At 70.5% G+C, this 18522-nt stretch carries 18 protein-coding genes and 1 pseudogene; 17 read left to right on the forward strand and 2 right to left on the reverse strand.

The genetic code is table 11. The annotated features are described in order from the left end of the window. Positions 1-12 precede the first annotated feature (12 nt). The gene (locus ACW7GZ_RS10150; RefSeq protein WP_457005315.1) at positions 13-531 is read right to left on the reverse strand and encodes a hypothetical protein; all 519 of its coding nucleotides are present in this window, start codon (positions 529-531) and stop codon (positions 13-15) included. A gap of 40 nt (positions 532-571) precedes the next feature. Here ACW7GZ_RS10150 and ACW7GZ_RS10155 point away from each other — a divergent pair, with 40 nt between their 5' ends. Both ACW7GZ_RS10155 and ACW7GZ_RS10160 read left to right on the forward strand, forming a co-directional pair. Continuing rightward, complete coding sequence (locus tag ACW7GZ_RS10155) at positions 572-703, forward strand: hypothetical protein (protein ID WP_457005313.1); 132 nt, start codon at positions 572-574, stop codon at positions 701-703. A 134-nt stretch (positions 704-837) separates the two neighbouring features. Continuing rightward, positions 838-1425, forward strand: coding sequence for an ECF-type sigma factor (locus tag ACW7GZ_RS10160; protein WP_457005311.1), 588 nt, complete (start codon positions 838-840; stop codon positions 1423-1425). Here the strand turns inward: ACW7GZ_RS10160 and ACW7GZ_RS10165 are convergent. Further along, positions 1346-3832 (reverse strand): protein kinase domain-containing protein, encoded by a 2487-nt coding sequence (locus tag ACW7GZ_RS10165; RefSeq protein WP_457009031.1) that lies wholly within the window; start codon positions 3830-3832, stop codon positions 1346-1348. The two genes, ACW7GZ_RS10160 and ACW7GZ_RS10165, sit on opposite strands and share 80 nt — an antisense overlap. Before the next feature lie 191 nt (positions 3833-4023). Between ACW7GZ_RS10165 and gspE the strand changes: the two genes are divergently transcribed. The 15 genes and pseudogenes from gspE to pncB all read left to right on the forward strand — a co-directional run bounded on the left by gspE (position 4024) and on the right by pncB (position 18448). Next, complete coding sequence (gene gspE / locus ACW7GZ_RS10170) at positions 4024-5736, forward strand: type II secretion system ATPase GspE (protein WP_457005443.1); 1713 nt, start codon at positions 4024-4026, stop codon at positions 5734-5736. Between the two features lie 89 nt (positions 5737-5825). Continuing rightward, positions 5826-6326, forward strand: coding sequence for a hypothetical protein (locus tag ACW7GZ_RS10175; RefSeq protein ID WP_457005307.1), 501 nt, complete (start codon positions 5826-5828; stop codon positions 6324-6326). A gap of 130 nt (positions 6327-6456) precedes the next feature. Beyond that, entirely contained in the window at positions 6457-7674 is a 1218-nt protein-coding gene (gene xpsF, locus ACW7GZ_RS10180) for a type II secretion system protein XpsF (protein WP_457005441.1), read from the forward strand. Positions 7675-7728: 54 nt separating this feature from the next. Next, a complete protein-coding gene (gene gspG / locus ACW7GZ_RS10185) occupies positions 7729-8157 on the forward strand; it encodes a type II secretion system major pseudopilin GspG (RefSeq protein WP_457005305.1) in 429 nt (142 codons plus the stop codon). 12 nt (positions 8158-8169) lie between these two features. Then, the gene (gene xpsH, locus ACW7GZ_RS10190) at positions 8170-8643 is read left to right on the forward strand and encodes a type II secretion system protein XpsH (protein WP_457005303.1); all 474 of its coding nucleotides are present in this window, start codon (positions 8170-8172) and stop codon (positions 8641-8643) included. Then, positions 8640-9062: a type II secretion system protein XpsI gene (xpsI, locus tag ACW7GZ_RS10195; RefSeq protein WP_457005302.1), complete on the forward strand. Its 423-nt coding sequence runs from the start codon at positions 8640-8642 to the stop codon at positions 9060-9062. Before xpsH ends, xpsI begins: the two co-directional genes overlap by 4 nt. Continuing rightward, positions 9059-9670 (forward strand): annotated as a pseudogene (locus ACW7GZ_RS10200) (prepilin-type N-terminal cleavage/methylation domain-containing protein); the annotation flags it as partial. The gene xpsI and the pseudogene ACW7GZ_RS10200, both read left to right, overlap by 4 nt. Before the next feature lie 152 nt (positions 9671-9822). Continuing rightward, positions 9823-10671 carry a general secretion pathway protein GspK gene (locus ACW7GZ_RS10205; RefSeq protein ID WP_457009033.1) on the forward strand — a complete coding sequence of 283 codons (849 nt, stop codon included), beginning with the start codon at positions 9823-9825 and terminating at the stop codon, positions 10669-10671. After that, the gene (locus ACW7GZ_RS10210) at positions 10671-11843 is read left to right on the forward strand and encodes a PilN domain-containing protein (RefSeq protein ID WP_457009035.1); all 1173 of its coding nucleotides are present in this window, start codon (positions 10671-10673) and stop codon (positions 11841-11843) included. Before ACW7GZ_RS10205 ends, ACW7GZ_RS10210 begins: the two co-directional genes overlap by 1 nt. Then, a complete protein-coding gene (gene gspM / locus ACW7GZ_RS10215; protein WP_457005297.1) occupies positions 11824-12453 on the forward strand; it encodes a type II secretion system protein GspM in 630 nt (209 codons plus the stop codon). Before ACW7GZ_RS10210 ends, gspM begins: the two co-directional genes overlap by 20 nt. Continuing rightward, positions 12443-13243: a type II secretion system protein XpsN gene (locus tag ACW7GZ_RS10220; protein ID WP_457009037.1), complete on the forward strand. Its 801-nt coding sequence runs from the start codon at positions 12443-12445 to the stop codon at positions 13241-13243. The genes gspM and ACW7GZ_RS10220 overlap by 11 nt, the downstream gene beginning before the upstream one ends. Positions 13244-13270: 27 nt before the next feature. Next, positions 13271-15493, forward strand: coding sequence for a type II secretion system secretin GspD (gspD, locus tag ACW7GZ_RS10225; protein WP_457009038.1), 2223 nt, complete (start codon positions 13271-13273; stop codon positions 15491-15493). A 2-nt stretch (positions 15494-15495) separates the two neighbouring features. Continuing rightward, positions 15496-16383, forward strand: a complete 888-nt coding sequence (locus ACW7GZ_RS10230) for a glycosyltransferase family 2 protein (RefSeq protein ID WP_457005291.1) — start codon at positions 15496-15498, stop codon at positions 16381-16383. A 17-nt stretch (positions 16384-16400) separates the two neighbouring features. After that, positions 16401-17270, forward strand: a complete 870-nt coding sequence (locus tag ACW7GZ_RS10235; protein WP_457009159.1) for a glycosyltransferase family 2 protein — start codon at positions 16401-16403, stop codon at positions 17268-17270. Beyond that, a complete protein-coding gene (gene pncB, locus ACW7GZ_RS10240; protein ID WP_457005289.1) occupies positions 17267-18448 on the forward strand; it encodes a nicotinate phosphoribosyltransferase in 1182 nt (393 codons plus the stop codon). Before ACW7GZ_RS10235 ends, pncB begins: the two co-directional genes overlap by 4 nt. Positions 18449-18522 lie beyond the last annotated feature (74 nt).

Raw genomic sequence — 18522 nt, forward strand, 5'->3', positions numbered from 1 at the left:
CGCCGGCCAGGGTCAGGCCCCGATTTCCGCCTGCTGTACCGAGCCCAGATGTCCGATGCCGGTGCCGGCCGGCAGGTTGCAGGACAGGCTGGTCCAGCGCGAGAACGGGTTGCCGCCGTTGTCGACCGGAAGCCAGTGGAGACCCGTGGCTCCGCCGGGATCATTGGCGGGCACTTCCCGGGTCTTCGTCACGCTGAGGAACACGTCGCCCGCGTGGCTGTTGACGAGCGTGCAGGTGATTGAAGCCGGCGCGTCGTTGAGGTTGATCAGATAGACGAATATTTGTTGGGTTCCTCCCAGGCTGTTTCCGTCACCAATCAGCGCGCAGCTCACGAACGCGTTGGTGGAGCTCTCGTTCTGTACGGCCAAGGGCCTTTTGCGGATCCTGCCGTCGTACGCCGGCAATGCGGGCTGGCAAAGCGCGGGCGCGCTGGCGGTGGTCATGCGCGAGGTGGTGGCCGCATCGGTGTCGCCCGAAGCGAGGGCGAGCAAGGCGACGATGGACGTGGCGAGGAGGATCGGACGCTGCATGTGTACTCCCTGGTTGATACCGCGTGACAGTAGCGGTCTCATGGAATACGTGAACGGGCGCGGCAACCGGACGGAATTCGCCGGCGAAGCCGCCCGCGCCGCTGCCCGCGTGACGCTGCTGATGCCGCATCGTGAACCGCAGCGTCAGGGCGATTTCGGCATCACTTGCTAGTATCCGTTGCTGCACGGTCGAACCTCCACATGCGCCACCGGTCCGGGGCCAGGTCACGGTGGGGGCGGGACGCGGCGATTGGCTGGCGGGCACGGAATGCCGCGGCACCCACTGCGATGGAACGGGGTACGGATTTGCCAAACGATTCCACGGAAGAGATCTGCGCCAGCGCGGTCGAGCTCGCGCCACTGCTGTATCCGGACCTGCGGCGCGCGGCGCGTGGCATCCGCGCCGGCTACCGCGGCGGGGGAACCCTGCAGACCACGGCCCTGATCCACGAGGCCTGGCTCAAGGTGCTGCGCGGCGGTCCCTGGGAAAGCCGCAGGCATTTCCTCGCGGCCGCGGCGGTGGCCATGCGCCACGTGCTGGTGGACCAGGCGCGGTCGCGCTCACGGCAGCGCCGGGGCGGTGGCGTGGCGGCGGTCAGCCTGGACGAGGCCTTCCATTCGTTCGAGGCGGCCACGGACGTCGCGGGGCCGGATGACGACGCCAGCATCGCGATCGGCGATGCCATCCGTGACCTGGAGCGGATCAGTCCGCGCCTGGCGCGGGTGGTCGAGTGCCGCTATTTCGCCGGCTATACCGAGGCCGAGACGGCCGAGATCCTCGCTGTCACCGAACGCACGGTGCGGCGCGACTGGGTCAAGGCCCGTGACTGGCTGCAGCACCAGCTCCGTGACTTCGGGGGGCCGCTGGCGCCTGCGGAGCCTGCGACGGATTGACCGTGGGCGGCGGGTCGCCGTCGCGCCAGCCTGCCTCCAGCCGATCCAGCTGCTCAAGCGCGCCGGTGCCCCCGGGACCCAGCGTCGCCAGTACCTGGCGGGCACTCGCGGCGGCCTGCATCGCGCTGTCGCGCGCACCTGTCGAATTGTGGATTCGCGCCCGCGAGACGCCCAGCATCGCCGCCAGCAGGTGCTGCTCGCCGTGGGCATCGCGGATCAGGGGCAGGAGTCCGTCCAGTACGGCGTGGCCTTCGACCGGGTTGCCGATGCCTGCCAGCGCCTCGGCGAGGCCGAGCCCGGCGGCCAGCGACACCGGCGCCGCCGGCCCGCCGGCGTGGGCTTGGCCCATCTCGATCGCTTCGCGCAGGAGCGGGATCGCCTCCTGGTGCCGACCGAGCTGGCTGAGGGTCTTGCCGAGGTTGTTCAGCAGGGCCGCAGTCGCGGTGGACGGGCCGTAGAGTTCCCGTCGCAGCTGAAGGGCCGCGCGCATGCTGGCCGCGGCCTGCTCGGAGCGCAGCAGGCGCGCTTCGACCGCAGCCAGATTGTTGAGCGTGTTCAGCGCATCGGCGCTGCGCTCCTGGCCGAGTGCGCTCCACAGGGAGTGGGCCTGCTGGAACCGGTCGCTGGCCTGTTCCAGCTGGCCGGCCTGGAAGTAGGTGATGCCGAGGTTGTTGATCAGCACCGCGGTTTCGCGATGCTTCCGCCCCGAGAGCGCGATCCGCTGCCCAAGCGCCTGTTCAAGCGTTGCCAACGCCCGCGGGAAGTCGCCGTCGGCGCGTTCCAGCTGCGACTGGATCAGGCGGCTGTCGAGCAGCTCGGACAGATAGCGCCGCGGTTCGGCGGACCAGAATGCCTGCGCCTGGCGCAGGAGGGCCCAGGCGTCCTCCATCCGGCTTTCGCGATAGTTCACCTGCGCCAGATCGTGCTGCGCCATCGCCCGAACGTCCGCGGAGATCCGGTCGCCCTGCTCGACCAGGCGCTCGAGCAGCGGCCGGGCGCCGGTGTAGTCGTTGAGCTGGAAGAACAGTTCGGAAAGCGCGATGGAGATGTCGGCGTGGGCCTCGGGGTCGTTGGCGAACTGTTCGTCGACCTCGTCCGCGGCACGGGCAAGCACGTCGCGCGCGGTCATGTCGTCGTTGCCCTGCAGCTCACCGGCGGACCGGAACATCAGCATCAGGTACTGGCGCACGGCGTTGTTGCGGACCACCTCGCGCCGGGCATGGTCGCGCTCCATGGCGGCTTCGCGGCCTTGCACGATCACGCCGCCAAGGCCCAGCAGCAGGCTGGCGACGGCGACGCCGGCCAGCGCGGTGGCGAGCCTGTGCCGACGCACGGTGCGCACCACGACGTATGCAAGCGTCGGTTTGCGCGCCCTGATCGGCCGTTGCTCCAGGTGCGCCTTCAGGTCGTATGCGAGTTCGTCGGTGTTGCGGTAGCGCTTGCCGGGTTCGGGCTGCAGCGCCTTCAGCACGATGGTGTCCAGATCCCCGCGCACGGCGCGTGCGGCCGCTCCGCGCAGCCGGCTGCTCGGCCGCGGGGTGTCCTGCACCCACAACCGCTCCAGCGCGCGCATCAATGGCAGGCCACCAAGCTGCCAGGGCCGCTCGCCGGTCAGCAGCTCGAACATGATCACGCCGAGTGCGAACACGTCGGTGGCGGTGGAGATCGTGCCGCCGTCGAGCTGCTCCGGTGCGCAGTAGTCCGGGGAGGCACGGATCACCTGGGTGGCGTCGTCGTCGACGCTGGACAAGTGCTTCGCGATGCCGAAATCGAGCAGGCGCAGGCGTCCGTCGGCCGATACCAGCATGTTCCCGGGCTTCAGGTCGCGATGCACCACCAGGTGCCGGTGTGCATGCCCGACCGCGTCGCAGGCCTGCAGCACCAGCTCCAGGCGCTCCCGCAGGGGAAGGTCGCGTGCGTAGTCGGTCACCGACTGGCCGTCGACGTACTCCATGACGGCATACGGCGTGCCCTGGTATTCGCTGCCGTCCAGCAGGCGCGCGATCGAGGGGTGCTCGAGGCGGGCGAGGATGCGCCGCTCGGCGGCAAACCGGGCCCGGTCCTCCTCCGACTCCATCCGCAGCAGCAGCTTCAGCGCCGCGCGCTGCTCGAAATCCGCGTCCACCCGCTGCGCAAGGTAGACCTCGCCCATTCCGCCGCGGCCGATCAGGCGCTCCACGCGCCAGTTGTCGACCAGCGTCCCGGGCTGCAAGCGTGGCTGCAGCGCCGGGGCCGGGTCCGGGGCGGTGACGTCGCTGGTATGGCTCGCCTGCAGCAGGCGCTCCACTTCGGCGCGGATGCCGGCATCCGCTTCAAGCGACATCAGCAGCGCGGACTGCTCCCCGGCCGACACGTCGACGACCTGGTCGAACAGCTCCCACGTCCGCTTCCAGCGTGCTGCATCCATGTCTTCCCGCTCCTGACTGTGCGACGGGCGTCGATACCCACAGCCGACCCCCGTGCTCCCCTCGGCCGATGGTATCCGAAGCCACTACCACGGGCCGCCACCCTGGCCACGGCGGGTTCCTGCCCGGCATCGGGCAAGGACCGGGTGGAGCGCGACCGGTCTGCTAAAGTCGGCCACCGCACGAAATCCCGCTGGAACGAGTGAATACCGACACGATCCAAGCCTCCGCCGACGAACGCATCGTCGCTGCCCTGCTTGAAAAGGGCCGGGTGAAAGACGCCGACCTTGGCCGCGCGCGGCGCCTGCAGGAGGAAACCGGCGGCAGCCTGCTGTCGCTGCTCGGCCGGCTGGGCCTGGTGTCCGAACGCGACCACGCCGAGGCCTGCGCCCAGGTCATGGAGCTGCCGCTGGCCAGCGCCAAGGACCTGCCGGAGATGCCACCTGACGGCACGCCGCTGACCGCGCGCTTCATGACCCAGTTCCACGTCGTGCCGGTGGGCGAGGGCGAAGGCTTCATCGATGTGCTTGCCGCCGACCCGCAGGATCCCTATGCGCTCGACGCCGTGCGCCTGGCCACGGGCAAGGCGGTGCGCGTCAACGTTGCGCTGCGTTCGGAAATCGCCGGGCTGGTCGAGCGCTGGCATGGCCAGGGCCGCAGCGCGATGGGCGCGATCGTCGAAAGCGCCGAAGGCGACGGCGGCGACATGGACGACGTCGAGCACCTGCGCGACCTCGCCTCCGAGGCGCCGGTGATCCGGCTGGTGAACCTGGTGATCCAGCGGGCGGTGGAGCTGCGTGCGTCCGACATCCACGTCGAGCCCTTCGAGAACCGGCTGAAGGTGCGCTATCGCGTCGACGGCGTGCTGGAGGAGGGCGAAAGCCCGCCGACCAACCTCACCGCCGCGGTGATCAGCCGCATCAAGATCATGGCCAAGCTCAACATCGCCGAGCGCCGCCTGCCGCAGGACGGCCGCATCATGCTGCGGGTACAGGGCAAGGAGCTCGACCTGCGCGTGTCCACCGTGCCCACGGCGCACGGCGAGAGCGTGGTGATGCGCCTGCTTGACCGCGAGACGGTGGTGTTCGACTTCCACAAGCTCGGCTTCACCGACAATTTCCTGCCGCAGTTCGAGGCAGTGCTGCAGCAGCCGCACGGCATCCTGCTGGTCACCGGGCCGACCGGCTCCGGCAAGACCACCACGCTCTACACCGCGCTGTCGAAGCTCAACACCGCCGACGTCAAGATCATCACCGTCGAGGATCCGGTCGAGTACCAGATCGAGGGCATCAACCAGATCCAGGCCAAGCCGCAGATCGGGTTGGACTTCTCTCATGCGCTGCGCTCGATCGTGCGCCAGGATCCGGACATCATCATGATCGGCGAGATGCGCGACCTCGAGACCGCGCGCATCGCGATCCAGTCGGCGCTGACCGGGCACCTGGTGCTGAGCACGCTGCATACCAACAACGCCGCCGGCGGCATCACCCGCATGCTCGACATGGGGGTGGAGGACTACCTGCTCACGTCGACCATCAACGGCATCCTGGCCCAGCGCCTGGTGCGCCGCCTGGAGCCTTCGCACGCGGAGAAGTACCTGGCGTCGCCGGAGGAAGTCGAGAAGTTCGGGCTGCGGAAGTACCAGCCCGAGGGCGAGATCTTCCTGTACCGCCCGCGCGGCTCGGCCATCGCGCCCACCGGCTACCTCGGCCGTACCACGATCATGGAGTTCCTGGTGATGAACGACGCGCTGCGCCGCGCGGTCATGCGCCACGCCGGCATGGGCGAAATCGAGCAGCTCGCCCGCGACGCGGGCATGCGCACGATGTACGAGGACGGCATCATCAAGGCGATGGCGGGCATGACCACCATCGAGGAAGTGCTGCGGGTGACCGAGGACGCGTAAGCCGACGCGCAGGCCGGGATGAATCCGTGATAAACAGCATGCGGCGTAGCCGGCGCGCCATTCTTTCCGCCGGTACCAGGGGGAATTGGATGAAGTTCTTGATGAAGTCGCTGCTGTGTTCGGCCGTCGTGGCCGCGGGCGTCGCCCAGGCCGGAGTTCCGGCCATGGTGGAGCGCACCCAGTATTTCAACGCGGCGGCGCACTGCCAGGCCTCGCTGTCGAAATTCGATGACGCACTGCGCAAGCGTCCGCTCGCCCTGCAGAACGAGGGCACGACCAGCGCCTTCGTGACCTGCGCGATCCCCACCCAGGGCCAGGTGGACGGACTCGAGGTCTACGTGTCGAGCCACGACGGCAGCGCCGCGCCGGTTGCATGCACCGCGGTGACCGGCTGGCACGGTGGCACCAACTACTACGTGACCCAGGTCACCGATACCGCCTCCGGCTACGCCGGGTTCTACTGGGCTGCGTCGGACTTCGTCGAAGGGGCCACCGTGTTCCCGAACGGCTACCTCGCGCTGTCGTGCAACCTCGCACCTGGCACGGGCCTGAACGATTTCTGGCTGCATTACTCCGAAACCGTCGGCTGAACCCGGCTGCCGTCGCGTCGCCGCCCATCCGGCGGCGGCCCGTCACGCGACGCCTTGCCCGTCCGCCGCGCCCAGCACCGGCGCGACCTGCGGTAACGTGTCGGCCCTGCCCGATGCCCGCCCCCGACCGATGCCGCTTTACCGCTACAAAGCACTGAACAGCCGCGGCGAGACCCTGGACGGCCAGATGGAGGCTGCCAGCGACGCCGAGGTGGCGCTGCGCCTGCAGGAGCAGGGCCACCTGCCGGTCGAAGCCCGCCTGGCCAGCGAAGGCGGCGGCGAGGGTTCGCTCAGGTCGCTGTTCAAGCCCAAGCCGTTCTCGGGCGAACGCCTGGTGCAGTTCACCCAGCAGCTGGCGACGCTGCTTGGCGCCGGACAGCCGCTTGATCGCGCACTGACCATCCTGCTCGACCTGCCCGAGGACGAGGCCGCCAAGCGCACCATCACCGACGTCCGCGACCAGGTGCGCGGCGGCACGGCGCTGTCGACCGCGCTCGAGCGCCAGCACGGCAGCTTCTCGCGCCTGTACATCAACATGGTCCGCGCCGGCGAGGCCGGCGGCACCCTGCAAGACACCCTGCAGCGCCTGGCGGACTACCTGGAGCGCTCGCGTTCGCTGCGCGGCCGGGTGATGAACGCGCTGATCTACCCGGCGATCCTGATCCTGATGGTGGGCCTGGCGCTGCTGTTCCTGCTTGGCTACGTGGTGCCCCAGTTCGGCGTGATGTACGAAAGCCTGGACGCGGAGCTTCCGTTCTTCACCAAAATCGTCCTTGGCCTGGGCGAGCTGGTGCGCGACTGGTGGATCGTGCTGCTGGCGGTACCGGCGATGGCGGCGCTGTGGTTCGACCGGCGCCTGCGCGACCCGGCGTTCCGCGCACGTTTCGACGAGTGGCTGCTCGGGCGCAAATTCATAGGCGGGCTGGTGGCGCGGATCGAGACCGCGCGCCTGATGCGTACCCTGGGCACCCTGCTGAAGAACGGCGTGCCGCTGATCGCGGCCCTGGGCATCGGCCGCAACGTCCTCGGGAACCGTGCGCTCGCCGCCGATGTCGAAGCAGCGGGCGAGGAGGTCAAGAACGGCGTCGCGCTGTCCACGGCGCTGGCGCGCGGCAAGCGATTCCCGCGGCTGGCACTGCAGATGGTGCAGGTCGGCGAGGAGTCCGGCGCGCTGGACACGATGCTGCTCAAGACCGCCGACACCTTCGAGGCCGAGACCGGCCAGGCCCTGGACCGCATGCTGGCCGCGCTGGTCCCGGTGATCACCCTGCTGCTGGCGGTGGTGGTCATGGTGGTGATCCTGGCGGTGCTGGTACCGATCTACGACCTCACCAATGTCATAGGCTAGCCGCCTGCCCGGCGCCCGGGCACCCGACACCTCATATCAATACAGGCAGGTTCCATGCACAAGCGACCCTTCACCCGTTCTCCCCGCCAGTCCCAGGGCGGCTTTAGCCTCATCGAGATCATCGTGGTGGTGATGCTCATGGGCGGCATCGTCGCGTTCGCGGCCTCGCGCATCATGGGCGGTGGCGATCGAGCCAAGGTCCGCCTGGCCGAAGCGCAGGTGCAGACCATGGCCGAGAAGATCAACCAGTTCGAGATGGACACCGGCAGCCTGCCCAACGCGCTGTCGGAGCTGGTCAATTCGCCCGGTGGCGCGGCAGGCTGGCTTGGCCCCTATGCGAAGGCCTCGGAGCTCAACGATCCCTGGAACACGCCCTTCGAGTACCGCGTGCCCGGCGATGCCGGCGCCTTCGACATCGTCAGCTATGGCGCCGACCGCAAGCCCGGTGGCGAAAGCGTGGACGCGGACATCCGTTACGAATAAGGAGTCGCGGCAATGAACGCCGGGTGCGGCGGTGCGGGCCGCTGCGGCGGCTTTTCCCTGCTCGAACTGTTGCTGGTCATGGTGCTGATCGCCGCGACCGGCGTGCTGGCCGCGGGCGTGGTCGGCGGCGGCTTCGCGCGCATGGAACTGCGCAGCCAGACCCGCGACGTCGCTACCCAGCTGCGCTTCACCCGCGCCCGCGCGCTCGATACCGGCGTGCCGCAGACCTTCAGCATCGATCCCCGCGGCCACCGGTGGCAGGGCGCGGACGGACGCAGCGGCGAGGTGCCGGCGTCGCTGGGCATCCACTTCACCGGTGCGCGCGAGCTGCAGCCGACCGAAGGCGTCGGCGCGATCATGTTCTTCGGCGACGGCGCGTCCACGGGCGGGCGCGTGCAGCTGAGCCGCGACCAGGCCGCGTTCGACATCGACGTGGCCTGGCTGACCGGCGAGGTGACCGTGCACCGGGCCGAGGGCGTGCGATGACCAGGCAACGGCAACGCGGGTACACCCTGCTCGAGGTGCTGGTGGCCTTCGTGGTGCTGGCGCTGGCGCTGACGTTCCTGCTGGGCACGCTGTCCGGCGGCACGCGCCAGGTGCGCTGGTCGGCGGACGCAGGGCGGGCGGCGCTGCACGCGCAGTCCCTGCTGGCCGATGTCGGCGTCGGCGAGGCGCTGCGGCCCGGGCGCGATGAAGGTGATCTCGAGGACGGCCGCTATCGCTGGCAGCTCGAGGTCGCGCCCTATATCGATCCGCTGCGTCCGGGCGGTGCGCCCCAGGATCCGTTTGCCGCGCAGCTCATGCAACTGCGTCTCGAGCTTGCATGGGGCGACGGCACGCGCGCGCAGCGGCTGGTGGTCGACTCGTTGCGCCTGGTGCAGCCGGAGCCGGGGACGGAGCCATGAGCCGTACCCGGGCCGCCGGCTTCACCCTGATCGAGGTCCTGCTGGCCACGGCGCTGCTGGCCAGCGGTCTTGCGCTGGGCTTCGCGACCTTGCGCGCGGCCACGGCCACCGTCGAGCGCGGCGAAGCCATGGCCGCGCGCAGCGAACGCATGCGTGCGGTTGAAGGCTTCCTGCGCCGGCGCCTTGCGGCGGCGCAGGCCATCGCCTTCGACCAGGATCCGGACAACGGCGGCGCGCTGCGCTTCATCGGGGAGCCGGACCGCATCCGCTTCGTCGCCGACCTCCCGAGCTACCTCGGCCGCGGCGGTCCGCACCTGCATGACATCGCCGTGTACGGCCAGGGCGATGACACGACATTGGCAGTGTCGTTCGCGATGGTGCTGGCCGGCGAAACCATCGAGGAGGACCAGCCGCGCGAACCGGAGCCGCTGGTCGAGGGCCTGACCGGGCTGCGCATCCTCTACCGCGGGCTTGATGACGAGAACGGCCTGACCGACTGGCTGGATGCGTGGGAGTCGAGCGAGACGCTGCCGCTGCAGGTGTCGATAGAAATCGAGAGCGCCGGTGGCGGTGCCTGGCCGCCGCTGGTGGTCGCGCTGCCGCAGGCGGGGACCACGCCGCACATGGGCAGCGGGCGCTCGCGCCTGGGGCCCGCGCAACGGCCCGGCCAGCGGCCCGTGCAGCGACCCGGCCAGCGGCCGGGACGGGGCGATGGCAACGGCCGGTCCCGCGTGCGCGACCGGTTCCCGGGGAGGCGATGATGTCGACGCAGCGGGGTGCGGCCCTGATCCTGGTGATGTGGCTGGTGGCGCTGTTGACCGCGCTGATCGGCGCCTATGCGGCCACCGCGCGCATCGAGTACATGCAGGGGCGCGGCCTGCACGGCGCGGTCGCCGCCGAGTCCGCCGCGCGCGCCGGCCTGGAGTACGCGCTGGTCCGGGTGCAGGCGGAGGAGCCCGACTATGCCTGGATGCCCGATGGCCGCCCGTATCGCTGGAGCTTTGGCGCGGCGACGGTCGAGGTCCGGATCGTGGACGAGTCGGGCAAGGTCGATCTCAACGCCGCGGACGTGGGCCTGCTGTCGTCGCTGATCCGTGCGGTCGGCACCGAACAGGAGCGGGCCGATGCGGTCGCGGCCGCGATCGTCGACTGGCGCGATGCCGACGACCTCACCCAGCCGATGGGCGGCGCCGAGGGTCCGCAATACGCACAGGCCGGAAGGCCGTACGGCGCCAAGAACGCACCCTTCGAGACCGTGCCCGAGCTCGAGCAGGTGCTCGGCATGGACCGCACCCTGTTTGAAGCCGTCGCACCCCACCTCACCGTGTTCAGCGGCCTGCCGCAGCCCGACCAGCGCTTTGCCGGCGGCCCGGTGCTGCAGGCGCTTGGCGTCGATCCGCAGGCGACGCTGATGCAGCGCGACGCGGACGATGCATTCACGCCCGATCTCGTGGGCGGCGGCAGTGGCACGTATAGTATCGACAGCCGCGCCCGGCTCGCCGATGGTCGCCAGGCCGTGTTGCGCGCCGTGGTTCGCGCAGGAGGGGGCGGATTGCCGGGTTCGGCGTACGTCCCGCTGCAATGGGAAGAGGGAGCCACGCCGCGCTGATGGCAGTCGCAAACGACACCGCTGCTGTAACACCGCGTCGCCAGGCGCTCGGCCGCCTGGGTGGCTCGCTGCGCCCGCGCGCCGCAGGCTTCTGGCGTTGGTGGACGCAGGCGCTTGCCACCTGGCTGCCGCTGCGCCTGCGCGAGCTGTTCGGGCTTGCGCGCGAGCGCCTGCTGCTGCACGTGACCGCCGACGGCCTGCGCGTATCCATCGACGGCGGCACCGGGGCGCGCACCTTGGGCGACCTGCCGCCGCTGCCGGAAGGCGTCGATGATCCGCTGGCCTCGCTGCTGGCACAGCGCGTGGCCAAGCTGCCGCGCTGGCTGCTGCTGCCCGAAGCCGCCGCGCTGCGCCGGCGCATGCCGCTGCCGGCGGCGGCCAGTGCGCGCCTGCACGAGGTCCTCGGCTTCGAGATCGAGCGGCAGACGCCATTCCCCGCCGCCGAGGTCGAATACGACGCGCGCGTGGTCGGCCACCGCGCCGACGGCCAGGTCGAAGCCGAACTCGTGGTGGTCCCGCGCCACGCGCTCGAGGCGCGGCTGGCCGCGCTCGGCCCGCTGGCCACCACCCTGACCGGCGTCGACGTGGATGCCGGCGACGGCACCGGCCGGGGCGTGAACCTGCTGCCCGGCGCGCGCCGCCACCGCCGCGTCGACCCGTGGATGAGCTGGAACCTGGCCCTGGGCCTGGTGGCCGTGGTCGCCACCGCCGCCGCGCTGTGGCAGGTCCTGGACAACCGCCGTGCCGCCGCCGACGCCTTCGAAGCCGAAGTCGCGCAGGCCGCGACCCGCGCCCGCGGTGCCTCCACGCAGCGCCAGGCCCTGGTGGACCTGGTCGAAGGCATGGCCTTCCTGCAGGCCACCCGCGCCGCGCGCCCGACCACGGTTGAAGTGATGGACGAACTGTCGCGGCGCCTGCCGGACTCGACCTACCTGGAAAAACTGTCCATCGAGGACACCCGGATCCTGCTGATCGGCCTGAGCAACGAGGCGCCGTCGCTGGTGCAGAGGCTGGAAGGGTCGCCGCTGTGGCGTTCGCCGGCGCTGGCCGGGGCGCTGCAGCCGGATCCACGCAGCGGCCGAGACCGCTTCACCCTGACCGCCGAACTGGTGGTGGCGCCGGCCGCGGCCGCGCAGGACCGGGAGCCCGCGCGTGCGCGAAGCAATCCCTGACCGCGACCGCTGGCTGGCGCTGGCGATCCTTGCCGGCGCACTGGCCGTGGCCTACCTGGTGCTGGTGCACCCCTGGTGGACCGCGCCGATGCTCGAGGTCGGCGAACGCATCGAAAACCTGCAGCAACGCGACCTGCGCGTGCGCATGGAGCTCGCACAGGCCCCGCACGTGCAGGAGCGGATGGCCGAAGTGCAGGACATCGCCGCGCGCGTGCCCGGCTTCATGGCCGAGGGCAGCACGGAGCTCGCCACCGCCGCGCTGATCGCGCGCCTGGAAACCGCGGTGCTCGAAGCCAGCCCCGGCAACCGCAGCTGCGCCATCCGCAACCGCTCGCCGATGACCGAGCCGCGCCAGGGCCGCTTCCCGCGCGCGGTGGTCCAGGTGCGCCTGCACTGCGGCAATCCCGAGCTCGCGGCGGTGCTGCACTCGCTGGAAGGCGGCGCGCCGCGGCTGTTCGTCGACAACCTCAACGTGCTGGCCCCGCGCCAGGTCTTCGGCCGCAGCGGCAACGGCGCCCAGGGCGCAGGGCTGGACATCACCTTCGACCTGTATGGCTACCTGCGGCCGGTGCCCGCCGCCCCGGGCCAGGGAGGCGACGATGCGCGCTGAGGTCCCGGGCGCGCGTACCTGGGTGCTCGGCGCCGTGGCGCTGTGGGCGCTCGCGACCTGGGCGCTGGGCCTGTTCGGGCTCGGTGGGCGCGTCGACCGCCTGCCGCCGGATCCCGAGCTGGTACAGGCCCTGCCCGCGGCCATCCAGCCCGGCGAAGAGCGCCTGGGTCCGCTTACGCAGTACGCCGAGCTGGGTGACCGGCCGATGTTCACCACCGACCGCCGGCCGCAGCCCTTCTTCATCAATCCGCAGGGCGAGGAAGCGCCGGCGGAGTTCGAGTACGTGTTGACCAGCATCCTGCTCACGCCGGGGCTCGAGGTGGCGATCGTGCAGCCTGCCGAGGGCGGCGAGTCGCTGCGGCTCAAGGTGGGCGAAAGCGCCGCGGGTGCGCCGGGCTGGCAGCTGGCGTCGATGACGCCGCGCAGCGCCGTGTTCGACGGCCCCGAGGGCCAGCGCACGCTGGAGCTGCGGGTGTTCGACGGCGTTGGCGGCGAGGCCCCGACGGCGATGTCCACCCCGTCCGCACCCCGGGATGCTCCGGTGCGTGGGCGCGCGGCCGCCGACGAAGATGGCAACAGCGCGGCCGGCAACCGCCCGGTGGTGGTGACGACCTCGAGCTCGCCCGCGCCCACCGAAGTCGAAGTCCCGGCGCCCGGCCAGCCGGCGCAGGACGCCGGAGTGCCCGCCGAGGCCGCCCCCGAAGACCAGGTCAATGCCATCCGCCAGCGCATCGAGGCGCGCCGCGCACGCCAGCGCGAGCAGGCCCAGCAGGAAGCAGAAAGCCAGTGACCGGCCCGAATCCCTAGAATGCCCGAGATGACCCTGACCAAGACCCTCAAGCCGGCGTTTGCCGCATTCCTTGCCACCCTGCTGGCCGCCTGCGCTTCGGCGCCGGTGCCCGACGTGCGCCGGGAGGCGCGCATGCCGGCCCCGGTGATCCAGGTCGACGGGGTCCCGCGTGACGCGAGCGCAGCCCTTGGCACCGACGGCATCGCCGAGCAGGCGCTCCCCGAAGGCCCGCGGGCGCAGAAGCACCGCGGCGATGGCCGGGTCATCAATGAATCGCTGGCGGCCTCGGCGCCGCCCAACCTTGCCGGCACCACCGGCGAGGCCACCTTCAACTTCGAAGGCGAGTCGCTGCACGCCGTGGTCAAGGTGATCCTGGGCGACATGCTCGGCCAGAACTACGTGATCGCCCCGGGCGTGCAGGGCACGGTGACCCTGGCCACGCCGAAGACGGTCAGCCCGGCACAGGCGCTCAGCCTGCTGGAGATGGTGCTGGGCTGGAACAACGCCCGCATGATCTATGCCGAAGGCCGCTACAACATCGTGCCCGCCGAAGGCGCGGTTGCCAGCGGCGCGGTCGCGGCGCGCACCGGCACCGCCACCGGCGCGCGCGGCTTCGAAACCCGCGTGGTGCCGCTGCAGTACATCTCCGCGGTCGAAATGGAGAAGGTGCTGCAGCCGTATGCGCGCGCCAACGCCATCGTCGGCGTCGATGCCGGCCGCAACGTCATCACCGTTGCCGGCTCGCGCCAGGAGCTGGAAAACTACCTGCGAACGATCCAGATCTTCGACGTCGACTGGCTGTCGGGCATGTCGGTGGGCGTGTTCCCGCTGGTTGCCGGGCGTGCGCCGCAGGTGGTCGCGGACCTGGAAAAGGTCTTCGGCGCGGAAAGCAGTTCGCCGGTGGCCGGCATGTTCCGCTTCATGCCGCTGGAAGGCGCCAATGCGGTGCTGGTGATCACCTCGCAGCCGGCCTACCTCGACCAGATCGAACAGTGGATCAACCGCATCGACGGCGCCGGCGGCGGCGTGCAGCTGTTTTCCTACGAGCTGAAATACGTCACCGCCAAGGACCTGGCCGAGCGCCTGTCGGAGGTCTACGGTAGCGGCGGCGGGCGCTCCGGCGGCGGTGGCCGCGGCGGTGCATCGCTGATGCCGGGCCTCGAGTCCACGGAAATCGACGACGGTGGCATGGACGGAGGAATGTCCAGCGCAAACCTTGGCCGCGATGGCGGTGGCAGCGGCAGCGGCAGCGGCGGTCTCGGCGGTGGCACGCTGTCACTGGGTGAACGCCAGGGTGGCAATGCCTCGGTGACCCTCGAGGTCGACGGCAGCGAAGTGGGCGTTTCCGCGGTCGACGAGAGCAACACGCTGCTGGTGCGTTCCACCGGCCAGGCCTGGCGCTCGATCCGCGAGGTCATCGACCGCCTGGACGTGATGCCGCTGCAGGTGCATATCGAGGCGCAGGTGGTCAAGGTGACCTTGACCGGCGGCTTGGAGTACGGCGTGAGCTGGTTCCTTGAAAAGGGCATGACCGACAACGGCATCGGTCCCTTCCCGGCGCCGGCCGCGGGTGGCCCGAGCGGCTGGAGCACGCTGGGCGCCGCGCTCGGTACCGCGGCGAACCCGGGCGCGGTCTGGAGCCTGGTCAAGAACGATGCCGCCGCGGTCATCCGCGCGCTGGACCAGGTGTCGGACGTGCAGATGCTGCAGACCCCGTCGGTGCTGGTGCGCAACAACTACGAGGCGACGCTCAACGTGGGCGACAGGATCCCGATCACGTCGGTGTCCTACAACCCCGGCTTTGGCGGTGGCGACACCGTCGGCCAGGTGCAGTACCTCGACACCGGCACCATCCTCAAGGTGCGCCCGCGCGTGACCCGCGACGGCACCGTGTTCCTGGACATCGTGCAGGAAGTCAGCGCGCCGACCGACACCGATGCCAACGGCAACCGCACCATCAATACCAACCGGCTCAAGACCAACGCGGTGGTGCAGAGCGGTGACACGGTGTTCCTGGCCGGCCTGATCACCGACGGCGTGACCCGGGGCGCATCCGGCATCCCGGGGCTGAGCCGGATCCCGGTGATCGGCGGACTGTTCGGGTCGCAGAATACGCGTACCGAGCGCAGCGAGATCGTGGTGCTGCTGACGCCGACGCTGGTTCGCGATGGCAACGACGCTCGCAACCTGACCGACGAATACGGCCGCCGCTTCCGCGCGCTGGAGCCGCTGAACCGGACCACCGACTGAGCATGGCCGGCGGGCAGGGCGCCGGCGTGCCCGGACCGCGGAGCGAAGCCTCGGGCGAGCTTCCGATCGTGCTGCTCCCGGTGGCGGTGGATGACGACGTGCTCGATGCCTGCCTGGCGGCGCTCGATGCCGGCACGCCCGCGGGCACGCGGGTCTGGTTGGCCGATGATGCCCAAGCCGGTCCCCGGGGCCTCGCGATCATCGAACGCTGGCTGGAACGCACGCCGCTGCGCGCCGAGTACACGCGGCGCCAGCGACGCCTGGGCGAAGTCGCGCACCTGGACGAAGCCCTGGCCGCCTGCGGCCACGCCGACGTGATCGTGCTGGCCGCCGATGCGGTGCCGGGTCCCGGCTGGGCAGGGCGGCTGGCGGCCTGCGCTGCACGCGATGGCGCCATCGCCACCGCCACGCCCTGGTGCAACGCCGGCGAGACCGCGGCTTGGCCGGACTGCGGCGAGGTCTCTCCACGGCCGGACGAAGCCGAGCTCGTGCGCTTGGCGCGGGCCGCCGAACGCATGCCGTCGACCTGCCCCGAACTGCCTTCCGCGATCGACCACGCGGTCTTCATCCGCGGTCGTGCGCGTGCGAAGGCCGGTGGCCTGGACGCCGCAAGCTACGCCTCCTGGTATGCGGCCCTGATCGACCTGTCGCTGCGCATGGCCGGGCTGGGCTGGCGCAACGTGTTGTGCGAAACCGCCTTCGTCGCACGCGGCGGCGAGGGCGGCCCGGCCGAAGGCGACCTGGATGCACTGGCCGCGCGCTGGCCGGGTTGGCGGCCGCGGCTCGCGGAATTCCTGATGCACGATCCGATCAGCGACTGCCGCCGCGGGCTTGCGCACCGCCTCGATGGTCTTGAGCCGCCGTCGCAGCACGAGTTGTTCGCGCCGTGAGCGCGCCTGTCGCCGCCGTGGGCGCGCCGTCGGTCGCCGCCGTCGTCGTCAGCCACCAGAGTGCAAGCAGCATCGACGCTTGCCTGTCACGGTTGTGCGCCGCCGCCGGCGTCGCCGAAATCCGGGTGGTCGACAACGCGTCCACCGACGACACGCTGGCGGTGGTCCAGCGCCATGCACTGGCCGATGCGCGCCTGCGCTTCATCGCCAATCCCGACAACCCGGGCTTCGCCGCCGCCTGCAACCAGGGCGCGGCCGACAGCACGGCGCCGTGGCTGGCCTTCATCAATCCCGACTGCATGGTCGAGGCCGACACCCTGGATCGGATGCTGCGCCACGCTGGCGCGGCCGGTGGCGAGTTGCTGCTGGGTGCGGATCTTGTCGACGAGGCCGGCGTGCGCGACGGCGCGGCGCGGCGCAACGATCCCGATTTCGCCGCCATGCTGCGCGGCCCGCTGCGCGCGGGTCGCGGACGGCCGCTGGACGTGGAGGTCGATGAAACCTTGCCGCTGCAGCCGGTGCAGGCGGTCTCGGGGGCGCTGATGCTGCTGCCGCGGGCGCTGTTCGATCGCATCGGCGGCTTCGATGCAGGCTATCGGCTGCACGCCGAGGACCTCGACCTGTGCCGCCGCGCCCGCGAGGCGGGTGCCGGGATCGCGGTGGCCAACGACGTGCGCGTGCTGCACCTGCGCGGCGTGTCCGCGCGCTCGCGGCCGTTCTTCGTGGAGTGGCACAAGCATCGCGGGCTGTGGCGTTACTTCAGCCGCTTCGAGGCGCCAGTGCGCGGCCCGCTGCTGCGTGCCGGTGTGTGGCTTGCAGTCTGGATGCACTGGCTTGCGGGCCTTCCGCGCATGCTGCTCGAGTCGATGCGGGAAGATGCCTCATGATCACTTCCCTGCTCGACACCGACCTCTACAAGTTCACGATGATGCAGGCGGTGCTGCACCGGTATCCGGCGGCGCACGCCGAATACCGCTTCCGCTGCCGCACGCCCGGCGTCGACCTGGCGCGGCATATCGACGTGATCTCGGACGCCATCGACGCCCTGTGCGCGCTGCGCCTGTCCAGCGATGAGCTTGACTACCTGCGCGGCCTGCGCTTCATCAAGCCCGACTTCGTCGACTTCCTCGGCCTGTTCCACCTCGACCGCAAGCATGTGCGCCTGGAGCGCTCGCGTGACGAGCCCGGCGGGATCTCGCTGACCCTGTCTGGACCCTGGCTGCACACCATCCTGTTCGAAGTGCCGCTGCTGGCGATCGTCAGCGAAGCCTGGATGGTCGGCGAGCACGGACCGGCCGACGAAGCCGAGGGACTGCGCCGGCTGCAGGCCAAGGTTGACCGTCTCGACGCCGCGGTTGGATACGAGGATTGCCGGATCACCGATTTCGGCACCCGCCGCCGCTATTCGCGGAGCTGGCAGGACCTGCTGGTGCCGCGCGTGGCGCAACTGCTGGGCCCGAAGTTCGCCGGCAGCAGCAACGTCGACATCGCCCGCCGCCACGGCCTGGTGCCGCAGGGCACGATGGCGCACGAATGGCTGCAGGCGCACCAGGCGCTGGGCCCGCGCCTGCGTGATTCGCAGACCGCCGCGTTCGAGGCCTGGGCGCAAGAGTACCGCGGCGACCTCGGCATCGCGCTCACCGACGTGATCGGCATGGACGCGTTCCTGCGCGACTTCGATCTCTACTTCTGCAAGCTGTTCGACGGCATGCGCCACGATTCCGGCGATCCGGTGGAGTGGGGCGAGCGCATGCTCGCCCACCTCGAGGCGCTGCGGATCGATCCACACACCAAGACGCTCGTGTTCAGCGACGGCCTGGACATGGAGCAGGTGATGCGCCTGTACGCGCATTTCCGCGGCCGCTGCCGGATGTCGTTCGGCATTGGCACCAACCTTACCAACGACACCGGCCCGAAAGCGCTGCAGATCGTGCTGAAGATGGTCGCCTGCAACGGCCAGCCGGTGGCCAAGCTGAGCGATTCGCCGGGCAAGACCATGGTCGACGACGAGGGCTACCTGCGCTACCTGCGGCAGGTGTTCGAAGTCCCGCAATCCCCGACCTGAAGCCACCGCGCTGCACTGTGGGAGCGGCGGCTCAAGGGGCAGCTGAAGGCAGCCCTGTGGGAGCAGCTGAAGGC

The sequence above is a fragment of the Luteimonas sp. A537 genome, from assembly GCF_054052065.1.